Annotated in this window: 19 protein-coding genes and 1 riboswitch; of the genes, 10 read left to right on the top strand and 9 right to left on the bottom strand. The window is 56.6% G+C overall.

Translation table 11 applies throughout. The features are described from left to right. The first annotated feature begins 36 nt into the window (after positions 1–36). From HYD27_RS18550 to HYD27_RS18530, 5 genes are all read left to right on the top strand, one after another. Entirely contained in the window at positions 37–1,140 is a 1,104-nt protein-coding gene (locus HYD27_RS18550; protein ID WP_219217631.1) for an AAA family ATPase, read from the top strand. After that, complete coding sequence (locus HYD27_RS18545) at positions 1,137–3,482, top strand: DUF5682 family protein (RefSeq protein WP_219217628.1); 2,346 nt, start codon at positions 1,137–1,139, stop codon at positions 3,480–3,482. The genes HYD27_RS18550 and HYD27_RS18545 overlap by 4 nt, the downstream gene beginning before the upstream one ends. Further along, positions 3,483–4,694 (top strand): VWA domain-containing protein, encoded by a 1,212-nt coding sequence (locus HYD27_RS18540; protein WP_219217626.1) that lies wholly within the window; start codon positions 3,483–3,485, stop codon positions 4,692–4,694. A 127-nt stretch (positions 4,695–4,821) separates the two neighbouring features. Beyond that, the gene (gene asd / locus HYD27_RS18535; RefSeq protein WP_219217624.1) at positions 4,822–5,907 is read left to right on the top strand and encodes an aspartate-semialdehyde dehydrogenase; all 1,086 of its coding nucleotides are present in this window, start codon (positions 4,822–4,824) and stop codon (positions 5,905–5,907) included. 250 nt (positions 5,908–6,157) lie between these two features. Continuing rightward, entirely contained in the window at positions 6,158–6,340 is a 183-nt protein-coding gene (locus tag HYD27_RS18530) for a DUF3934 family protein (protein ID WP_219217729.1), read from the top strand. Between the two features lie 235 nt (positions 6,341–6,575). Here the strand turns inward: HYD27_RS18530 and HYD27_RS18525 are convergent, their stop codons facing one another. After that, positions 6,576–8,399 carry an ABC transporter ATP-binding protein gene (locus HYD27_RS18525; protein ID WP_219217622.1) on the bottom strand — a complete coding sequence of 608 codons (1,824 nt, stop codon included), beginning with the start codon at positions 8,397–8,399 and terminating at the stop codon, positions 6,576–6,578. 23 nt (positions 8,400–8,422) lie between these two features. Continuing rightward, positions 8,423–8,860: a MarR family winged helix-turn-helix transcriptional regulator gene (locus HYD27_RS18520; protein ID WP_219217620.1), complete on the bottom strand. Its 438-nt coding sequence runs from the start codon at positions 8,858–8,860 to the stop codon at positions 8,423–8,425. Between the two features lie 200 nt (positions 8,861–9,060). Between HYD27_RS18520 and HYD27_RS18515 the strand changes: the two genes are divergently transcribed. After that, positions 9,061–9,603: a GNAT family N-acetyltransferase gene (locus HYD27_RS18515; protein ID WP_219217618.1), complete on the top strand. Its 543-nt coding sequence runs from the start codon at positions 9,061–9,063 to the stop codon at positions 9,601–9,603. A 97-nt stretch (positions 9,604–9,700) separates the two neighbouring features. Here HYD27_RS18515 and thiE read toward each other — a convergent pair whose 3' ends face one another. The 7 genes from thiE to HYD27_RS18480 all read right to left on the bottom strand — a co-directional run bounded on the left by thiE (position 9,701) and on the right by HYD27_RS18480 (position 15,769). Then, on the bottom strand, positions 9,701–10,357 hold the full coding sequence (gene thiE / locus HYD27_RS18510; protein ID WP_219217617.1) for a thiamine phosphate synthase: 657 nt from the start codon (positions 10,355–10,357) through the stop codon (positions 9,701–9,703). Continuing rightward, a complete protein-coding gene (gene thiD / locus HYD27_RS18505) occupies positions 10,354–11,172 on the bottom strand; it encodes a bifunctional hydroxymethylpyrimidine kinase/phosphomethylpyrimidine kinase (RefSeq protein ID WP_219217616.1) in 819 nt (272 codons plus the stop codon). Before thiD ends, thiE begins: the two co-directional genes overlap by 4 nt. A 26-nt stretch (positions 11,173–11,198) precedes the next feature. Continuing rightward, positions 11,199–12,014, bottom strand: a complete 816-nt coding sequence (thiM, locus tag HYD27_RS18500) for a hydroxyethylthiazole kinase (RefSeq protein ID WP_309242091.1) — start codon at positions 12,012–12,014, stop codon at positions 11,199–11,201. A gap of 196 nt (positions 12,015–12,210) precedes the next feature. Further along, positions 12,211–13,263, bottom strand: coding sequence for an ABC transporter substrate-binding protein (locus tag HYD27_RS18495; RefSeq protein WP_219217615.1), 1,053 nt, complete (start codon positions 13,261–13,263; stop codon positions 12,211–12,213). Continuing rightward, the gene (locus HYD27_RS18490) at positions 13,260–14,036 is read right to left on the bottom strand and encodes an ABC transporter permease (RefSeq protein ID WP_219217614.1); all 777 of its coding nucleotides are present in this window, start codon (positions 14,034–14,036) and stop codon (positions 13,260–13,262) included. Before HYD27_RS18490 ends, HYD27_RS18495 begins: the two co-directional genes overlap by 4 nt. Further along, positions 14,017–14,802: an ABC transporter ATP-binding protein gene (locus HYD27_RS18485; protein ID WP_228745207.1), complete on the bottom strand. Its 786-nt coding sequence runs from the start codon at positions 14,800–14,802 to the stop codon at positions 14,017–14,019. Before HYD27_RS18485 ends, HYD27_RS18490 begins: the two co-directional genes overlap by 20 nt. Positions 14,803–14,938: 136 nt before the next feature. Next, positions 14,939–15,042, bottom strand: a riboswitch (TPP riboswitch). A gap of 70 nt (positions 15,043–15,112) precedes the next feature. Next, positions 15,113–15,769 carry a TetR/AcrR family transcriptional regulator gene (locus tag HYD27_RS18480; RefSeq protein ID WP_219217612.1) on the bottom strand — a complete coding sequence of 219 codons (657 nt, stop codon included), beginning with the start codon at positions 15,767–15,769 and terminating at the stop codon, positions 15,113–15,115. Between the two features lie 193 nt (positions 15,770–15,962). On the opposite strand from HYD27_RS18480, the gene HYD27_RS18475 reads away from it, so the two are divergent. From HYD27_RS18475 to HYD27_RS18460, 4 genes are all read left to right on the top strand, one after another. Next, positions 15,963–17,483 carry a DHA2 family efflux MFS transporter permease subunit gene (locus HYD27_RS18475; RefSeq protein ID WP_219217610.1) on the top strand — a complete coding sequence of 507 codons (1,521 nt, stop codon included), beginning with the start codon at positions 15,963–15,965 and terminating at the stop codon, positions 17,481–17,483. A gap of 300 nt (positions 17,484–17,783) precedes the next feature. Beyond that, positions 17,784–18,635, top strand: coding sequence for an amino acid ABC transporter substrate-binding protein (locus tag HYD27_RS18470; protein WP_219217608.1), 852 nt, complete (start codon positions 17,784–17,786; stop codon positions 18,633–18,635). Between the two features lie 58 nt (positions 18,636–18,693). Beyond that, on the top strand, positions 18,694–19,362 hold the full coding sequence (locus HYD27_RS18465) for an amino acid ABC transporter permease (protein WP_219217607.1): 669 nt from the start codon (positions 18,694–18,696) through the stop codon (positions 19,360–19,362). 12 nt (positions 19,363–19,374) lie between these two features. After that, positions 19,375–20,127, top strand: coding sequence for an amino acid ABC transporter ATP-binding protein (locus tag HYD27_RS18460; protein WP_219217604.1), 753 nt, complete (start codon positions 19,375–19,377; stop codon positions 20,125–20,127). Positions 20,128–20,771: the final 644 nt, after the last annotated feature.

The following is a 20,771-nucleotide window of genomic DNA, read 5'->3' as shown; positions in this document are numbered from 1 at the left end:
CCAGGCGGTCCATATTCATACAAGGGAGAGATGTCCATGTCAACAGAACAAGAGCAGCTTCAGGATTATATGCGGCTGCCGGCAGAGGTATTGTACCGTGAGGAACTGGAGGCGCTGCGCAGGGAGGACAAGGGCAGCATCCCGGCCGGATGGCAGATGTCTCCCAGAGCGGTGTTGACCTTTATCGCAGGAGGCAAGGCCGGCCAAACCTTAATTACGCCCAAGTATATCGGCAGCACGCGTCTGATCGAGATGGCGGTCGCCACGCTGGTCACCGACCGGGCGCTGCTGCTGATCGGCGAGCCGGGGACGGCCAAATCCTGGCTGTCGGAGAATCTGGCGGCGGCGATCTACGGCAACTCGGGGCTGGTTGTGCAGGGCACTGCCGGCACCAGTGAAGAGCATGTGCGCTATTCCTGGAATTATGCGATGCTGCTGTCTGGCGGCCCGACCCCGGAAGCGCTGGTCAAAAGCCCGATCATGCGGGCCATGGAGGACGGCGGAATCGCCCGCTTCGAAGAAATCTCACGCTGTGCTTCGGAGGTGCAGGATGCGCTGATCTCCATTCTCTCGGAGAAGACAATCTCCGTGCCGGAGCTGGGCAAGGAGGCAGGTGCGCGCAAGGGCTTCTCCATCATCGCCACTGCCAATACCAGAGACCGCGGAGTCAATGAAATGTCGGCGGCGCTGAAGCGGCGCTTCAACATTATAGTGCTGCCCGCGCCTACGGATATTGAAACCGAATTGTCGATTGTGAAGAAGCGGGTCGCCGAGATTGCTTCCTCCTATAACCTTGGCGCCTCCGTTCCGGCGGATGAGGCGCTGCTCAAGGTCGTGACGATCTTCCGCGAGCTGCGCAGCGGCATGACGCTCGACAGGAAGGAGAAGGTGAAAACCCCTGCAGGAGTGATCTCTACAGCAGAGGCCATCTCGCTGCTGACGAACAGCATGGCGCTTGCGGCCAGCTTCGGCGACGGTGAACTGACAGACCGTGACCTTGCCGCCGGGCTGCAGGGGGCGATCGTCAAGGATGATGACAAGGACAGGCTGGTCTGGAGAGAATATCTGGATAATGTGATGAAGAAAAAAGGAACGGAATGGCGCGGCCTGTACCAGGCCTGTAAGGAGATGAACGAGTGAAAGCGACTGCCGAAGCCGGGGTACATATTTTTGGAGTGCGGCATCTGTCTCCGGGCGGCGCGAAGCATCTGCTGGATTACCTGAATGTGCTTCAGCCGACGGCGGTGCTGATCGAAGGCCCAAGCGATGCGACGGATGAAATCCGCCATTTAACGCATAGCTCAACAAAACCTCCGGTTGCGATACTTGCCTTCACGGAGGAATTGCCGGTACGCACCGTCCTGTGGCCGCTGGCGGTGTATTCACCGGAATATCAGGGCATGAAATGGGCCAGGGACAACGGGGCGGAGGCAGCGTTCATTGATCTTCCATCCTCGGTCACCTTAAGCCTGCAGGATGCCATAAGACGGGAAGGCCCTTCCGGACGGGGAGTGAAGCCTGAGGCGGATGGAGCCGGGGAGCCCGCCGCTGAAGAAGTCATGGAGCAGGAACCGGTGTACAGCCGGATTGCCCGGCTTGCCGGAGAATATGACTATGATATGTACTGGGAGCGCAATTACGAGCATAATGCGAATGCCGGAGCTTACCGGGCGGCAATCCTGTCATTCTCAGCCGAAATGCGGGCGCTGTCTGAGGGCAGGGAGCAGCTTGAGCAGCCGAAGGAGCATGCCTATAACGCGCTGCGCGAGGCCTATATGCGGCGGCAGATCATGGAGAAAGTGGCCGCCGGACATGCGCCTGACAAGATCGTGGTCATCTGCGGCGCGTACCACGCGTCCGCGCTTGCCGATCTGTCGGAGGGTCTGGCCGACCGCGAGCTGGCGGGTCTGCCGGTGCGGAGCACCAAGCTGACGCTGATGCCGTATTCATACTACAAGCTCTCGACGATGTCAGGCTACGGGGCGGGGAATGGAGCCCCGCAGTATTTTGAGATGATGTGGGAGACCATGGCCGCCGGACGGCCGGAGGAGCTGGCACATCGCTATCTCTCCACGGTGGCCGGCCAGCTGCGCAGCGGCGGGACCCACCGCTCCACCGCCGAGGTGATCGAGGCGGTGCGGCTGGCGGAGTCGCTGGCCGCGCTGCACGGCGGCAGTGCGCCTACGCTGCGCGATTTGCGCGATGCCGCGCAAACGCTGCTGGGCCACGGCGAGCTGTCCGTCATCGCCGACGCCCTGGCGAGGGTGGATGTGGGGACCGCCATCGGCCAGCTTGCCGATGGCGTCAGCCAGACACCGATTCAGGACGATCTGAACCGGCTGCTGAAGCGCTATAAGCTGGAGAAGTATAAATCGGCCGTAGCCGCCGAGCTGCCGCTCGACCTGCGGGAGAACCGCAGGGTGTCCAGTACGGAGGCAGCCTTTTTGGACCTGAACCGGTCGATTCTGTTCCATCGGCTGAGGCTGCTCGGCATCTCTTTTGCCAAGAACCGCCCGAGCGGGCAGGATGCGGCAACCTGGGCGGAGTACTGGATCATCCAGTGGACGCCGGAGGTGGAGATTCAGGTGGTTGAATCGACGCTGCTGGGGGAGACCATCGAAGTGGCGGCCGCCTATGTGCTGCGTGAGAAGCTGCAGGCCTGCCGTTCCATCGCCGAAGCCTCGGCGCTCATCCGGGTTGCCTGTGAATGCGGAATGACAGCGCAGATGGAGGAAGCCAGCCGGGTGCTCCAGAGCCTCGCTGCCGACAGCCGGGATGTGGTCGGCATGGCCGCCGCAGCCCGCGAGCTGGCAATGATTATCGGCTTCGGCGGCATCCGCAAGTTGGACACAGTGCCGCTGACGCCGCTGCTGGAGGAGCTGTTCCGGCGCGGCAGCCTGTTCCTGCTTGATGCCAGCGGCTGCAATGACGAGGCCGCCGGCCGGATGATTGTTGCAATGAATGAGCTGAACGGAATCTCGCTGGACCACAGCGGGACGGTGGATGAAGCGCTGTGGCTGCGGGAGCTGCTGCATCTGTCGGAGCGGGATGACCGCAATCCGCGGCTGTCCGGCTTCGCCTGTGCCATCCTGATGGAGCGTGGAGCGGTTTCTGCTGAAGAGGTCGCCGCTGAAGTCTCCCGCCGTTTGTCTCCCGGCATCCCGGCGGATCTCGGAGCCGGCTGGTTTGAAGGGCTGTCCATGCGTAACCGGTATGGGCTGCTGTCAAGAATGAGCCTATGGGAGCAGCTTAATGATTATATCAACGGGCTGGAGGAGGATGAATTCAAGCGGGCGCTGGTGTTTCTGCGGCGGGCGTTCAGCACCTTCTCGCCAAGGGAGAAGACGCTGATCTCCGAATTGCTCGGCGAGCTGTGGGGTGTGGACGCGGAGCAGGCGGCGGAGATTCTTACCGGAGAATTGAAGGAGGATGAAGCCAAGATGCTGGATGATCTGAATGATTTTGACTTCGGGGATTTATAGATGGTGAACGACAACAAGCAGGAGAGCACAGTAAACCGTTGGCGGCTGATTCTCGGCCAGGAAGCCGAAGCCTCGCTTGCAAGCTATGGTGAAGGCGGCCAAATTAACCTGACTGATGAGGAATTAATCATGGATTCAGCGCTTGCCGCTATCTACGATGAGACCGGCGGAGGCGGCAGCCCGGGAAATTCCGGGGGCGGCAGGGGCAAAGGTGCAGGCAGCGGTCCTGCCGCCCTGCATCTCTCCAAATGGCTGGGGGATGTGCGCAGCTATTTCCCGGAGGATGTGGTCTCGATCATCCAGAGCGATGCGATGGAGCGCCGGGGCTGGAAGCAGCTGCTGTTTGAGCCGGAGCTGCTGGCTGCGGTGAAGCCGGATATTCAGCTCGTCGGCACGCTCCTGTCCCTTAAGGGCAAAATCCCCGGGAAGACCAAGGATACTGCACGGATGCTGGTCAAGGCGCTGGTCGATGATCTGGTGAAGCTGCTGGAGACCGATATCCGCCGGGCCGTTACCGGAGCGCTGAACAAACGGCAGCATTCTCCGCTGCCTTCACTCAGCGGGCTGGACTGGAAGCTGACTATTCAGCGGAACCTGAAGCATTATGACCAGGAACGGCGGATGATCATTCCGGAGCGGTTTTATTATTTCGACCGGGCGCGGCGCAGCAAGGAATGGACGGTCATCGTGGATATTGACCAGAGCGGCTCCATGGCCAGCTCCATTATCTGGGCCTCAGTCATCGGGTCCATCTTCGCCAGCATTCCGGCGTTGAACACCCGCGTGGTGGTATTCGATACCGAGGTTGTGGATTTGACCGAGCAATGTGCGAATGATCCGGTGGATATGCTCTTCGGGATACAGCTTGGCGGCGGAACAGATATCCACAAGTCGGTGAAGTACTGCGAGCAGTTCATTGAAGAGCCGAAGAAGACGCTGTTCATTATTGTCTCTGATCTCTATGAGAACGGCAACCAGGCCGGTCTGGTGCGACGGATGCGGGAGCTGCGGGAGTCAGGCGTCCGGACCATGACGCTGCTGGCGTTGTCCGATGAAGGCAAGCCCTCCTATGACGAGCGCCTGGCCGGGCAGCTGTCACGCGACGGCACCCCTTGCTTCGCCTGCACTCCGGCCTTGCTGCCCCTGCTTGTGGAAGGGGCGCTTAAGGGACAGGATCTCGGAGAGCTGGCCAAACGCCTGGGGGCTTCGTGACCGGCAATTTTTTCTCCAAATGCCCCTTCTTTACAATCACATATTGTGTAAGCTGCATATATCATTTATAATCGGTTATTAAAAAGCACCTATCGATGGGGGCTGCTTGAAAGGAAATGAATTTCTTATGTCAAGTAAGTTGAGAGCGGGTATCGTCGGCGGTACCGGTATGGTCGGCCAGCGTTTTATCGCACTGCTTGAGAATCATCCCTGGTTTCAGGTAACGGGAATTGCCGCAAGTGCAAGCTCGGCAGGCAAAACCTATGAAGAATCGGTCAAACACAGATGGAAGCTGTCCACCCCTATCCCTGATGCCGTCAAAGGCATCATGGTTCAGGATGCCTCCAAAGTGGAGGAAGTGGCTGCGGATGTAGATTTGATCTTCTGTGCCGTTGATATGAAGAAAGAAGAGATCAAGGCGCTGGAGGAAGCTTACGCGCGCACCGGAACTCCGGTTATTTCCAATAACTCCGCGCACCGCTGGACGCCGGATGTTCCCATGGTGATCCCTGAGATTAATCCGGAGCACCTGGAAGTGATTGCCCGGCAGCGCAAGCGTCTGGGTACGGAAACCGGCTTCATTGCCGTGAAGCCCAACTGCTCGATCCAGAGCTATATGCCTACACTGCATGCACTTCATGACTTTAAGCCCTCCAAGGTTGTCGTGACCACCTATCAGGCGATTTCCGGGGCGGGCAAAACCTTTGCCGATTGGCCGGATATGGTGGATAATGTCATTCCTTATATCGGCGGCGAAGAAGAGAAGAGCGAGCAGGAGCCGCTGCGCATCTGGGGCAACGTGACGGCTGAAGGGATTGTGAAGAGTGAACAGCCTGTCATCACGACACAATGCATCCGTGTGCCGGTGGCTGACGGCCATATGGCCGCAGTGTTCGCTTCATTTGAGCAGAAGCCTTCCAGGGAAGAAATTCTTGAGCGCTGGAACAGCTTCAAGGGCCGGCCGCAGGAGCTTGGACTGCCGAGCGCACCTAAGCAGTTCATTACCTATTTCGAAGAGGAGAACCGCCCGCAGACCCGGCTTGACCGTGATATCGAGAACGGTATGGGTATCTCGGCCGGCAGACTTCGCGGGGATACGCTGTATGACTACAAATTTGTCAGCCTGTCCCATAACACGGTCCGGGGCGCAGCCGGCGGAGCCGTGCTAATTGCTGAACTTCTAAAAGCTGAGGGTTACATTCAGCCGAAATAATCCTTGCCCACTTCCATAATCTTTGGCTAAGCAGCAGCCTGCCGGATCAGCTCCGGCAGGCTGCTTGCGTAATTATCTGACATAATGCCTGCAGGAATGGTAAGATAGATGATATTGAAATAATCAAAGGGCTTGAAAAGGTGAGGGCAGCGGAGGGGGATTTTGGGGATTTTTACTCTAAAGAGTAAGAATGATTTTCAGGAGAATATAGATAACAGCAAGACGAAAACTGAATATCGGGCGGAGTGATATTGTGGCAAAAAGCAAAGGCGGCGGCACAGGCAGAGGGACAGGCAGCAAAGGCTGGACCCGCTGGAACAAAACGGCGAAGCCTGTGAAACCGGCCAAAGGCGCACCCGCCGGGGGAACCGGCGGCAAAGGCACAGGCGCTGCCAAGGGCAGCGGCGCAAAAACAAACGGGAGCGGCAAATAAAAGGCCGGCTGCTCATAGATCATCATAAGCGAAACGGGCGTTTACCCGCGGACGGAAACCGGCAGGCTGATTGCGGCCGGACGGATAACGATCAATGGAGGCAATATTATCGGCTTTGCCGGATATCCTTCACGGATTTTTGCCGTCGGCACATTAGCATTATTAAAAAGAAAACCGTAATATGCCACCTCTTACAGTGACGCATTACGGTTTTCTTTTTCTTAAATCATATTGATTATGCCAGCACCTTCGGTTCAAACTGCTTATCGTACAAATCCCTGTACACGCCGTTATGCTCAAGCAGCGAATCATGTGTTCCTTCCTCGACAATTGCTCCGGCTTGAATGACGAGGATTTGATCTGCAGCCATGATGGTGGAGAGGCGATGGGCGATGACGATGCTGGTCTTGCCCTGCAGCAGGGAACGCATTGCTTGCTGGATATAATATTCCGAGGCTGTGTCGAGGGATGAGGTTGCTTCATCCATAATAATGACCGGCGGATTCTTCAGCAGCACACGGGCGATGGAGATCCGCTGCTTCTCCCCCCCGGACAGCTTGATCCCCCGGTTGCCGACCACCGTATCGTAGCCCTCCGGCAGACTCATGATGAAATCATGAATATAGGCGGCTTTGCAGGCAGCAATCATCCCGGCTTCGCCGGCTCCGGCATCTGCATACATAAGATTATCACGGATGGTTCCGTTGAACAGATAAGTGTCCTGCGTCACGAGGCCAATCTGCGACCGCAGGGAATCCAGGGTGAATTCCCGGATACTTCTGCCCCCGATCCTGATAGCTCCCGAATCAACCTCATAGAGGCGGGGAATGAGATTGGTGATTGTTGTTTTGCCCGCACCGCTGGGTCCGACGAGTGCGGTCAGTGTTCCGGCGGAAGCGGTGAACGAGATGCCGTGCAGGGCTGTTTTATCCGGCTGGTAGCCAAAAGATACGTCATGAAAAGCGATGTCCTTGCCCACTGCGCTGATTGCCGCTGCTTGCGGTTCATCGACGATCTCCGGCTTCATATCAAAATAGTCAAAAATCCGTTCAAACAGTGCCGCCGCCCGCTTGATATCGACATAGAGATTCGTCATCTGCATCACAGGTCCGTACAGTCTGCCCAGCAGGGCAACAAAGGCGATAATGGCCCCGACGGACAGCTCGCCCTGAATGAAGAGAATTCCGCCGTAGAGATAGATAAGCATCGGACCAATGCTGGTAAAAGTGGACAGAACCATCATGAACCAGCGGCCCGCCATCGATTCACGGATTTGCAGCCGTGTGGCTTCGGAGTTGATTTGTTTGAAATTGGCATACTCCGTGCTTTCTTTGGTGAACAGCTTCATTAACAGATATCCGCTGATGCTGAGCGTTTCCTGGATCACTTGATTCTGCTCGGAGAATTTTTCCTGGGTCTGCTTGGCCAGCTTCCATCGCACATTGCCCATTTTGCGGGTAGGCATGACAAACAGGGGAATGACCAGCACGCCGAGCAGGGCCAGCTTCCAGTTCATGATGAACAGGGTTAAGGCCGTGGAGACGAGGATGAACAGATTGCTGGCAAAATTGACCACAGTGCTGCTGAACACACCCTGAACTCCCGTAATGTCGCTCGTCATCCGCGTGATTACTTCGCCTTGCCGGACCCCGGAGTAGAATTGCAGCGGCATCCGCTGCAAATGGCGGTACATCTGATTTTTCATGTCATAGACAATGCTCTGGGAGATAAAAGAATTCAAATAATTCTGCAGCACACCCAGCAGGCCGGAAACCACCGTTGTCCCCAGCGAGGCCAGAACAAGGATCACCAGCAGCCGGAGGTTTTTATCCGGGAGCGCCTGGTCGATGATTTGCTGAATCAGCAGGGGCGGCAGCAATCCCAGCACCGCGGACACAACCAGCACAGCCATCACGAGCAGCGTTTGTTTCCAATACGGGAGAAAATATTTGGCTATCCGCAGCAGCAGTGCTTTGGACAGATTGGCCTTCCGTTCGTGGTCGTCGAATTTCAACCGGGTATAACCACCGCCATCCGGCGGTCCAAAGCCTCTGGACATTCATATCACCAGCTTCTGTAGATTTAGGGATTAAGATGCAGCAGCAGCTGCTTGTTCATGTGGATGAGCTGCTTCAGCTCTTGCTCCGTGAACTGCTCCAGCGCTTCACCAAGCACTTGATGGGACCAAGCTTCCCCGTTGTACTGCTGGCATAAGGCTTCACCTGCGGGAGTGAGATACAGCTTCGTTTCCCTGCGGTCCTGCTCGGACACTGCACGGTTTACCAGCCCCTTGAGGGCCAGCGCATCGATATGCAGACTAACCCGGCTTTTGTTGAACACCAGACGCTCCGTTACTTCTTTCTGGGTCTGGCCCGGATGTCCCAGAAGGAAATTCAGGATGCCGATTTGATGCACGGTCAGCCCAAGCTTGGCCGCGCTTTGGTGAGCCAGCTTCTTAAGCTGGCGGGCGACCGCAAAATACGATTGATACACCTCTATGGTTTGCTCACGGTATGTCATGCCGCACCTGCCTTGAATATTAGTTGTTGTTGTAAACTGTTTATAATGTAAACCAGTGCGGCGGCAAAGTCAAGGAACGGCAGGATTGACCAACCAGCCAGCGGCGGGAAGTCCAAACCTTCCTGCCGCCGCGACCAAAGCCCATTGGTAAATCAAGAGTTCAGCTTAACCGGCTAAATCCTTGGGAAGGGGAGTACATAATGAAGATGGAACCACGGCAATATGAACGGGGAGGAAAGAACGTTACGATCAGGGAAGCAGTGCCCGCAGATGCCGGACCGCTGGCCGAGCTACGGCTGCAAATTGATGGAGAGACTGAGAATCTGGACAGGGAGCGGGGAGAGGCTTTCATCGATGCAGCGGGCTTTGAGCAGCTAATCAGAGAGGACAGGGCAAGCGGCAGGAACCTCATGCTGGTGGCGGCTGTGGACGGCAGGCTTGCCGGATTCTCCAGATGTGAAGGGAAGGCGTTGAAGCGGTTGGCCCATCAGGCCGAATTTGGCATCGGTGTGCTTCAGGAATGCTGGGGAAGCGGCATCGGCCGTAATCTGCTGGGGGTGACCCTTGCCTGGGCTGAAGCGCGCGGTATCCGCAAAATCACTTTAAAGGTCCTCGAAACCAACAGCAAGGCAATAGCACTCTATCAGAAGCAGGGATTTGAAGCGGAAGGACTTCTGAAGAACGACAAGCTGTTGTCTGACGGTAAATACTACAACACCATTGTAATGGGAAGATGGAGGTGAGAGGCTTTGACGCTAAAAAAGCACAGCGCCGTGTCATGAACGGCAGCTGTGCTTTGTTTGCGGCTGGGGGCTGCGTGGCCGTCTTTGGCTGATCCGGCTACTGCCGGATCACCCGCAGGAATTCCCGGGCCGCTCCGCGAATGTCAGCCGCACCGGCAATAGCCGAGATGACGGAGATTCCATCCGCACCGGCCCGGATTACAGGTGCGGCATTGTTCGCGTTGATTCCGCCGATACCCACCAGGGGAATCGTCAGTCCGATGCGACGCAGCTCCTCAATAACAGCGGTCCCCTGAACCGCCTCGGCATCATCCTTGGAGGAGGTTGTATAGACTGGTCCGACACCAAGATAGTCGGCTCCGTCCGCAATGGCCTGCTTCGCCTCCTCCGGGGTATGGGCGGAGACGCCGATGATTTTATGCGCCCCCAGCCGCTGGCGGATGGAACGGGCCGGCGCATCATCCTGTCCGACATGCACACCGTCCGCATCCAGGGCTGCCGCCAGTTCGATGTCATCATTCACGATAAAAGGCACCTGATGCTCGCGGCAGCGCCGCTGAAGCTGCTGTGCCAGCTCCATATAGGCCAGTCCGGTAAATGAGGCAATGCCTTTTTCACGAAATTGGAATAAGGTAATTCCGCCGTCAATGGCCTCAGCAAGTGTGTCCAGCGGAGATTTCCGGCAGTTCACACTTCCCATAATGAAGTACAGCTTCAGCAGTCTGCGCATTTTCCCGCTGTCGATCCGCTTCATGATCGAGTCCCCCTCAGCCGGTTCTGATAGGCAAAATGATTGGTCGGACCGTGTCCGGCGCCTATATTCAAGCCGTCCTCGATGGCGGCTTGAATATAGGCCTTGGCCGTCTGAATCGCTTCTGCGACCGGCTGGCCCTGCGCAAGCCCGGCTGTAAGAGCTGCGGAATAGGTACAGCCTGTTCCATGCGTGTGCCGGGTATTGACACGCACACTCTCCAAATATGTGAAGCTCTCACCGTCATACAAGAGGTCAATCACCTTGGCGCTTTCCTCATCGTGGCCGCCTTTCAGAACCACAACCCGCGGTCCCATCGCATGAATTAGCCTGGCCGCGGCTTCGCGGTCAGCCATGCCGGCAATCTTCATCCCGGTCAGAATTTCCGCCTCAGGGATATTGGGGGTTACAGCCAAGGACAGCGGCAGCAGATGGGTAATCAGCGCCTGGACGGCTTCCTGCTGAAGCAGGGGGGAACCTCCCTTGGCCACCATGACGGGGTCGACGACCAGCTGATCCCAGCCATACTGCCGGACCTTCCCGGCAACCACGCGGATCAGCCCGCTGCTGAACAGCATGCCGGTTTTGACGGCATCGGGCGTGAGATCCGTTCCGATGGAATCGAGCTGTGCGGCAACGGCTTCCGTTTCCAGCGGGTACACGCCCTGAACGCCGAGCGTGTTCTGTGCCGTTACCGCCGTAAGTGCGGACATTCCGTATACACCCAGCTCCTGAAAGGTTTTGAGATCGGCCTGGATGCCGGCACCGCCTCCGCTGTCGGAACCGGCGACAGTCAGTGCTTTGAATACTTTAGTCATGGCAAGGCCTCCTTTGGCTGCTGTGATCATTGTCCAAGCCGCTGTATACGGGAAAGCCCGGAGTATGTTTGTGGTGTAACCAGGGTTAATTGATTCAGAAATTCGATCTGGAAGCTGCCCGGCCCCTGTCCGTGTGTCCGTTCTTCGGCGATTTCGGCAGCAACGCCATAGAAGGAGAGGGCTTCGGCTGCGGCTTCCAGCCAGGCTCCGCCGCTGGCCGCGAGGAAAGCGCCCACGACTGCACTGAGCAGGCAGCCTGTACCGGTAACCCTGGTCAGAACGGGATGTCCGTTGCTGACTACATAAGTGCTGCTGCCATCCGTGATGACATCCTCCTTGCCGGTGATGATTACCACACAGTTCAGCTTCAGTGCGGCTTTTACAGCGAGTGCCACTACATCGCCGTCTCCCGCTCCGGCATCCACGCCTTTGATGCTCCAGCTCTCTCCGACTACATGGGCCACTTCAGCCACATTGCCGCGAAGCGCGGCAATCTGCATGCTTTCCACCAGCCTACGGGTAACATCGGTGCGGTAAGCAGTGGCTCCGGCGCCCACCGGGTCAAGCACAACCGGCACGTTGTGGCGGTTCGCCGCCTTTCCGGCCAGCAGCATGGAGGCAATAGCGTAGTCATTGAGCGTGCCTATGTTCAGTACTACAGCGCCGGACATCGCGGCAATATCCGCGACTTCTTCGTGCGCATCAGCCATAAAAGGCGATGCCCCCAGCGCCAGCAGCCCGTTCGCGCTGAAATTCGCAACCACAATATTTGTAATGTTATGCACCAGCGGATTGCTGTCCCGCACTTTGGATAAGAAAGACATGATAATTCCTCCTGAAATTTGATATGCGATACGCCAATGAAATTACTTGGGACAAAGGCAGGCACCGCAGGTAAATCCGGCTGACTGGAGAATTCCTTGCGAGCCAAGGGCCAATGGGGGGGCTTCATAGTCCTCAAGGACAGGCTGTCATCAGTAAGTTCTCATCCAATCCCATTCCCCGCGCCAGGCGGCTTCTACTCCCTTCATTGGCCCCTCACAAATTAATAAAAGCCTCCTGGACTTTGACCTCGCCTGTCAGCAGCCCGTTGTCAATCAGCCATTTCTGCACCTCGTCCCAGGAGGCGGGGTCCTGATAACCGAACGGCTCGTCCCCGGCATCCATGAGCGGCAGCAGCAGCTCCAGGCTTTTGGACTCAATGTCCTTGTCGAGCGGGGCGGTGGCATCCTCATGCGCCATCAGAAGGTCCAGTGCCTGCTGCGGATGCTCCGAAGCGAACTGCTGTCCCTTGCGCGCAGCTTGGATGAACTGCTCAATATACCCCTCAGAGTTCTGCAGGCCCTGCTCACTGGCAACCAGGACAAGCTCATAGTAATCCGGAACGCCGTAATCCGTAGGGTCCAGCGAAATCACCGGATGGCCTTCCTTCTCCAGAATCAGCTGCTCATGGTTGATGAACCCCCCGATAATTCCGTCGACCCGTCCGGTGGAAATTGCAGGGATCAGGTCGAAGCCCACATCGATCATATTGACGGCGGCAGGATCGCCTCCATCGCTTTTGACCATCGTCTTCAGCATGGCTTCATACAGCGGAATGGAGGAGTAGCCGGCATTTTTGCCCGCCAGCGCCTTCGGGCTGCTGATCCCGCTGTCAGCCGGAACCATCAGGTGATTGAGCGGATGTCTTACAATCGCGGCAACGGATTTCACCGGAATCTGCTCCCCCCGGGCCATCAGCACCTGCGGCTGGTAGCTTAGGGCCAGATCGACTTTCCCGGCGGCGACCAGCTTCAGGGCGTCATTGCTGTCGGCGGGCATCTGGATAACCACCTCCAGGCCTTCCTCGGCGAAATAGCCGTTCTGCTGGGCGGCATACAGGAAGGAGTGGACGGCATTCGGGTACCAGTCGAGCATAATAGTCAGCTTGTGGAGCTGCTCGGCTGCAACGGGGGCCTCAGAGCCGGCAGGTGCGGCATTGTTGCCTCCTCCGCAGCCGCTTGCAGCAAGGCCGAGACACAGAAGTGCCGATAACGGAAGCAAGGAATGCTTCCTCTTTCTGAACAAAGCTTTGACGGAGATCGTTTTCATCGGTGAATGCCTCTTTTCTGCAAAATAATTTTTTCGAGCAGCACAACACATAGAAACAGGACGACGCCGAGCGCGGATAAAAGAAATACAGCGGCGAACATTTCCGCACTTTGCAGATTGCCTGCCATCCGCCGGCTGAAGTACCCGAGTCCCCGGCTGCCGCCAAGCCATTCTCCAATCGTCGCGCCAATGACGCAGTAGACAATGGAGAGCTTGAGCCCCGAGAACAAGGAGGGCAGCGCCGGCGGAATCTGCGATTTGCGCAGAATCTGCCAGCGGTTCGCACCGAGTGTAAGCAGCAGCTCCCTGTAGATCGCCCCGCTCTTGCGCAGTCCGTCATAGGTACCGACCACGACGGGGAAGAAGGCGGTCAGGAAGACCACCGCAACCTTGCTCCACAGCGTATAGCCAAACCACATAATAAAAATGGGCGAGAGGGCGATCAGCGGAATCGTCTGGCTGATGACCAGCAGGGGATACAGCGCCTTCTCCAGCGGGGTGAACATGTGCATTCCGGTGCCCAGCAGCACGCCGCAGCAGGCTGACAGAACAAAACCCAGCAAAACCTCCTGCAGTGTAGCGGGCAGATGCTCTGCGAAAAGCAGGTGCCGCTGCTCCGCCAGCGCCATCCAAATCGCCGTTGGAGCAGGAAGGATGAACGGAGGGACGAGCTTCAGCCGGGCAGCGGTCTCCCAGAGGGCGAGAGTCAGCAGCACCAGCAGGGCGAAGGGGCCATATTCCCGCAGGGAGGCTTTAATAAGTATGATTTTCATGCAGCCTCCGCTCCAAATCCTCCCGCAGCGCCACAAACCGGGGGTCATAGTTCATTCGATAATGCCGGGGACGCGGGAGATCTACCTTGAACTCCTGCATTCCGCCGCCGGACATCAAATAGATCCGGTCGCTGAGCAGCAGCGCTTCCTCCAGATCGTGGGTGATGAAGAGAACCGTTTTTTCAAGGCTGCTCCACAGCTCCAAGAGCCAGCGGTGCAGCCCGCGCTTCGTGATGGCATCCAAAGCTCCAAAGGGCTCGTCCAGCAGGATGAGCTCATTGCCGGCGGCCAGTGTGCGCAGCATGGCAACACGCTGGCGCATGCCTCCTGACAGCTCCTGCGGATAACGCCGCTCCGTGCCTTCGAGGCCAAAACGGTCCAGCATTTCGCGGACATACAATATAGCCTCGGCCTTGCCGGTGCTTCTCTTCAGCTCCCAGGGAAGCAGGCAGTTGTCCAGCACGGTTCTCCAGGGCAGCAGCAGGTCCTGCTGGGGCATATATCCGACTTGTCCCAGGCGCGAGGAAGGCTCGGAGGAGAGCCTTCCGTTAACTTTGATCGCGCCGCCGGTGTGGCGGAGCAATCCGGCGATGATTTTGAACAAAGTGCTTTTTCCGCAGCCGCTCGCCCCGACAAGAGAAATGAACTCGCCCTGGCGGACCTCCATCGAGAGCCCGCTGAACACCGGAGGCTGCGGCGATGCGTTGAAAGAATAGGACAGATTGGTTATAGAAATCATACTCGTATGTGCTATGCCTCCTCTCATTTGCCCGCAGCTGCTTCCGGATGGAAGCAGCACTGTGGTTATGCATCATGGGAAACCACAATAAAGACCCATCCGCCTCCAGTGGAGGCAAATGGGTCTGAAAGGTTCAGGCAGTAGGCATGAAGCGGCACTGCTGATCATTTCCGTTCCACTTCCCTCCGCTGGTATGATCCAGATCAGGTTCCAAGGGTCCGAAGCTTAAGGCTTCGTCTCAGTCGGCAGACTCCCCTAGTGAAATAGCAGGTCAATATTGTATTCGTGATTGCTAACTAATATAGCATATTCCGCCTTGTTATAAAAGGATTGAAGTTCAGGTCCGCTGCAGTCCGGCGACGAACAGCGCGAGGACGCCCTGCGAAATCTCCCTTTTGGTGGAGCTGTGCACCTTCTGCTGGTAGAGGTAGAGATCAGGACTCAGCACGGCAATCAGGGCGGTTGCGGCAAACTGCGGATCAATTGCGATCAGCTTGCCGCCTTCGGCAACCCGCCGCAGCCGTTCGCACATAACCGCGTTCAGACGCAGGAAAATCGGATGCTCGAACTGTGTAAGCTGTTTTTTGCCCGTGAATTCGGACTTGATCATCTGCAGCAGCTCGGCATGCTGGTCAATGAAATCAACGACCTGCTCAATGCTCTCCCGCAGCTCCCCGAGAGCGCTTGGCGAACCTGCTGAATCGCGCAAATCTTGTTCCAGCCGGGCAAGAAACCGTTCGGAGCTGGCCGAGAGCAGGGCAGCGCAAATTTCACCTTTGTCGGTGAATCTGCGGTACAGCGAGCCTTGGCCGATGCCTGCCTGCCTGGCGATCCCGTACATACTTACAGCTTCCAGGCCATTTTCGTCAAACAGCTCTTGGGCGGCTGCAAGAATCCGCTGCACATAAGGGTCCTGATAGTCTCTGGAAGGGGATTGCACTGGCTTTTTATCAGCTTTGGCAGCCTGCTTGCCGCCTGGCTCTCTTGGGTTCATAATTCGGCTCCTTTCAGAAATACAGCATCTATTTACAGAAAATAAGAGAAATTAATTGACACATCGGACAATTGTCCGTAGACTGAAAAATGCACGGCGGACAATTGTCCGTTCACTTCATTCATTATATAGATAAAGCTGCGCAGCGGTCAATGAGCCTTCGCCCGCAGTTCAACTTAGGAGGAGTTCAAAGATGGAACAAACGCTGAAGCCGGATGCCGATTTTCGCCTGTCAAGCATTCTGGTTCCGCTGCTGGCGATCATTGCCGGTGTATTTATGGTTGTGCTGGACAGTACGGCAATGAATGTGGCCTTGTCCACACTTGTCAAGGATTTCAACACGGATTTAAATACGCTGCAATGGATCGTCACCGGCTATATGCTGGCCCAGGCTTCGGTGATCCCGTTGTCCGGGTGGCTGTCCGACCGTTTCGGAGCCAAAACTGTTTTTCTGACAGCTGTCACCGTATTCACCATTGGTTCCATTCTCTGTGCGACACCAAGCAGCGCGGAATGGCTGATTGCGTTCCGTGTCCTGCAGGGACTGGGCGGCGGCTGTGTGCTTCCCGTAGGTATGGCTTATGTGTATAAGCTGGCTCCCAAGAGCAAGGTTGGCGTAGTTATGGGAATCATGGGCATCCCGGTGCTGTTCGCTCCGGCGATTGGTCCTGTGCTCTCCGGCTGGCTGGTGGAGTATCATTCCTGGCGCTGGATCTTCCTTATTAATATTCCCATCGGCATTATCTGTCTTCTGATCGGCTCCCGCAAGCTGCCGAAAACGGAGCGCAGCCAGGTACCGGGGATGGACAAGCTGGGGATTTTTCTTGGACCGCTGGCATTTGCCTCACTGTCATACGGGGTAAGCCAGGGAGCGGACAGTTGGACCTCCGACAAAACCTTGATCGGCTTGTCTCTGGGCGTTGCGGCCTTAATCGCTTTTGTGATTGCCGAGCTGCGCTCGAAGACCCCTTTGCTGGAGCTGCGGATTCTGCGTTCAATAGATTTCAGCACGGGTATCTTTGTGCAGTGGATCGCTCAGTTTGGCCTCTATGGCGCGCTGTTTCTGCTTCCGCAGTTTTTGCAGCAGGCCCGCGGCTTCGGTGCCTTTGACACGGGTCTGACGATGCTGCCCCAGGCGGTTGCCTCCGGACTTATGATGCCCATTGCCGGGATTTTGTTCGACAGAATCGGAGTGCGCTGGCTGGTTGTCTGTGGACTCAGCCTGGTCTCCGGAGCGCTGTACCAGTATTCGCATGTGGATCTTGCCACGCAGGGCAGAGATCTGATTCTGCCGCTGATTATGTGCGGTGCAGGCATGGGGATGATGGTGATGCCGATGAATACGCATCTGCTGAACAAGGCGCCAAGCCATCTCGTGAACCGGGTGACTTCCTTGACCAATTCCATGCAGCAGGTTATCAATTCTCTGGCTGTATCCACACTCGTGACCATCCTGACCTCAAGGGCAGCGGCGCGTGCTGCGGAAATGCAGGAGGCTGCGGCTGCGGCCGGCAATACTGCGGCGAATGCTTCGCCGGAAGCCTTGAAGCTGGCAACGCAAACTGTACTTGCCAAGGGGTTTGACGATACGTTCCATATTATGATCTTCGTAGCTCTGGGAGGCGCTGTGCTTGGTCTTCTGCTGCGCAGAGGACGCAGAGGCGGCGAGGGCGGCTCCAAGTCCCAGGTGCAGCCTGAGATAATGCACGGATAATTTCAGCAGGGCATTCCTTTCCGGCAGCTTCGCAAGAATCCCCATTCAGCGGTGAGACGCGGAACGGGGATATTTTTGCTGTGTCCGGTTTGTCCGGGAAAACTGGCGGGGTTCTGGGCAAGCTATTACCTTGCGGGCAAGGTTATACAGTGGACAGCGCTCCTTCAAATGGCTATGTTATAATTCCGATGTTTATTATCGGAAAAAAGTTCTTGACTCCGCTTGCGCGGCGATGTTAGTATTCAATTTGCCGGTTAAATTCCGGAATATACAGAGATTTAAATGAGAGGGGAAATTTGTATGAAAAAGCTTAGTCTTACAATTCTGATGCTGCTGACGGTGGTGCTGGCAGCGGCATGCGGCAATAATACCGGCAACGCGGGAGGCAATAATACAGCGCCGGAATCTTCAGCGGCTCCTACCGAGGGAGCGGCAGCTCCGGCGGAACAGAACAGTCTGGATGCCATCCTGGCGAGCGGCAAGCTGCGTGTTGGGACCGAAGGTACTTATGCCCCCTTTACCTTCCATGATGCATCCGGCAAGCTTACCGGATTTGACGTTGAAATCGCTGAAGAGGTTGCCAAGCGCCTTGGAGTGGAGGCGGAATTCTTCGAGACCCAGTGGGACGGCATTTTTGCCGGGATGGATGCCAAGCGCTTTGATGTGATTTTTAATGAGGTTTCGATTACGGACGAGCGCAAGGTGAAATATGACTTCTCCGACCCGTACATCGTGTCCAAGGCGGTGCTGATTGTCGGCGAAAATAATGAAGAGATCAAAGCTTTTGCCGATCTGGAGGGCAAAAAGGCCGGCCAGTCTCTGACCAGCAATTTGTCCGATATCGCCCGCGAGAACGGCGCGCAGATCGTAGCAACCGAAGGCTTTAACCAAGCTATTGACCTGCTGACCTCCGGCCGGATTGACGCCACCGTGAATGACGGGCTGTCCTATCTGGATCTGAAGAAGCAGAAGCCGGATGTGAAGATCAAGGTTGTCGATGAAATCGCCGAGGGTTCCCAGAGCGCGGCCGCTTTTTTGAAGGGCAACGATGAGCTGGTTGCGGCTGTAAACGAAGCGCTGGCCGCTATGAAAAGTGACGGCACGTACCTTGCGATTTCCGAGAAATATTTTGGCGCCGACGTTTCCCAATAATAACGGATGGACCAGGGCGGCCGGAGCCGCCCAAAGGTCCGAGAAGGATGTCTGATCCATGGATGACCGCAAAATACAAATTTTCCTTGATTCCATGCTGCCCCTGCTCAAAGCCGGGGTGGCTTTTACCATTCCGCTGGCAGTAGTTTCATTTATCCTGGGGCTGCTGCTGGCCGTGTTTACCGCACTTATCCGGCTTTCGCCGTGGACCCTGCCCAAGCTGATCGCCCGCTTCTATGTTTGGATTATCCGCGGGACGCCTTTGCTGGTGCAGCTGTTTATTATCTTTTACGGCTTGCCGGCGGTTGGCATTATCCTTGATCCTTTTATTGCCGCTACCATCGGGTTCACGCTCAGTGTCGGCGCATATTCCTCCGAGATCGTGCGGGCGGCGATTCTGTCCATACCCAAAGGCCAATGGGAAGCGGCATTCTCTGTCGGGATGACGCGGGGGCAGGCGCTGCGGAGGGTCATTCTTCCCCAGGCCGCCCGCGTCTCGGTACCGCCTTTGTCCAACTCCTTTATCAGCCTGGTCAAGGATACCTCGCTCGCTGCCACAATCACTTATGTGGAAATATTCAAAACAGCCCAGCAGATTACGGCGACCTCATATGAACCGCTGCTGCTCTACTCTGAAGCGGCCCTGTTCTACCTGCTCTTCTGTTCCGTGCTGTCGGCTCTGCAAAATTACCTGGAGAAGCGGCTTGACCGTTACTCGGCGAGATAAGGAGGAGTATCCGTGATCGAAATCCGTAATTTGCATAAGTCCTTCGGTCCCCTTCAGGTGCTGAAGGGTGTGGACCTCACCGTCGAACACGGCAAGGTGCTGGTGATTATCGGCCCTTCCGGCTCCGGCAAAACCACCTTGCTGCGCTGCTTCAACCTGCTGGAGCAGCCTGACCGCGGAAGTCTTGTGCTGGACAGCCTCAAGCTGGAGTTCACTGCCGGAGGCAAAATCCCGCAGCGTTCGGTGCTGGCGCTGCGCCAGCGGACAGGGATGGTCTTTCAGTCGTACAACCTCTTCCCGCATATGACCGCTCTCGGGAATGTAATGGAAGGTCAGGTTACCGTCCAGAAGCGTCCCAGGGAGGAAGCCCGCAAGCGGGCGGAAGCGCTGCTGGCCAAGGTTGGCCTCGCAGACAAGGCGGAGGCCTTTCCGCATCAATTGTCCGGAGGACAGCAGCAGCGAGTGGCCATTGCCCGGGCGATGGCGGTGGAACCGGAGGTGCTGCTGTTCGATGAGCCAACCTCGGCGCTTGATCCCGAGCTCGTAGGCGAGGTGCTGAAGGTGATCAAGCAGCTTGCCGCCGAGGGTATGACGATGGTCATTGTCACCCATGAGATGAAGTTCGCCGCCGATGTGGCGGACGAGATTATCCTGATGGACGGCGGTGTGATTCTGGAGCAGGGGACGCCGCAGCAGGTGCTGGAGCATACGGAGAATCCGCGCGCCCTGCAGTTTCTGAACCGGCTGAGCGGTGATGAAGATTAACCGGACCTGGTGCCGGACTACGCCGGGCCATTGTTGGTGGAATTAATTGCAAGTGCTGTAAGAACAGGCTGCCGCCCAATGACAGCCTGTTTTTGTTTTACCGTGAGCGTATGCATACTCATAATCGAGCACGGTACGCCGAAGAATCTGCCCTGAAGCTCTTGTGGAATTTCCAGCCTGAGGAAACGGCCGTGGGACGGCTAAGAGCTTTTGGCAAGTGACGCTTGAGGCCGGTTGGCTCCCACATGCTGCGGGGCTGGGGAGTGAAGTGGAATTACTCAACTTAAAATGGACGGAAGGCTTCCGGCAGAGGGAATAGTGGGAAAAAGCAAGCTTAATTTAGGCATATTTCCCAGAAAGGAAAAGAATCGGATGAATTAGGTATCCTTTTTCCCACTAACGCTTGCGAAAAAGGGGTTGTGGGGAGAAATAAGTGACCTTTTTCCACTTGGGCTTACCGCCGGAGTTCAGCAGAAAGCTATGGAGGGACCGCCAAAGCAAAGGTTATCCGGCTAGGGCGATCGGAATAGCCCCGGACAGCCTTGAATCTGAAATCAAAAACGGCTAGGCCGTCCGGTGAAGGAGGCCTAGCCGTTTTGTTCAAAGATAAGATTTTATATGTTTCACGCTATACATTATGCTAA

Source organism: Paenibacillus sp. S150, assembly GCF_019352175.1.
Taxonomy (GTDB): Bacteria; Bacillota; Bacilli; order Paenibacillales; family Paenibacillaceae; genus Paenibacillus_AQ.
The sequence above is the reverse complement of the archived record's forward strand: the minus strand, read 5'-3'. Positions and strand labels throughout refer to the sequence as shown.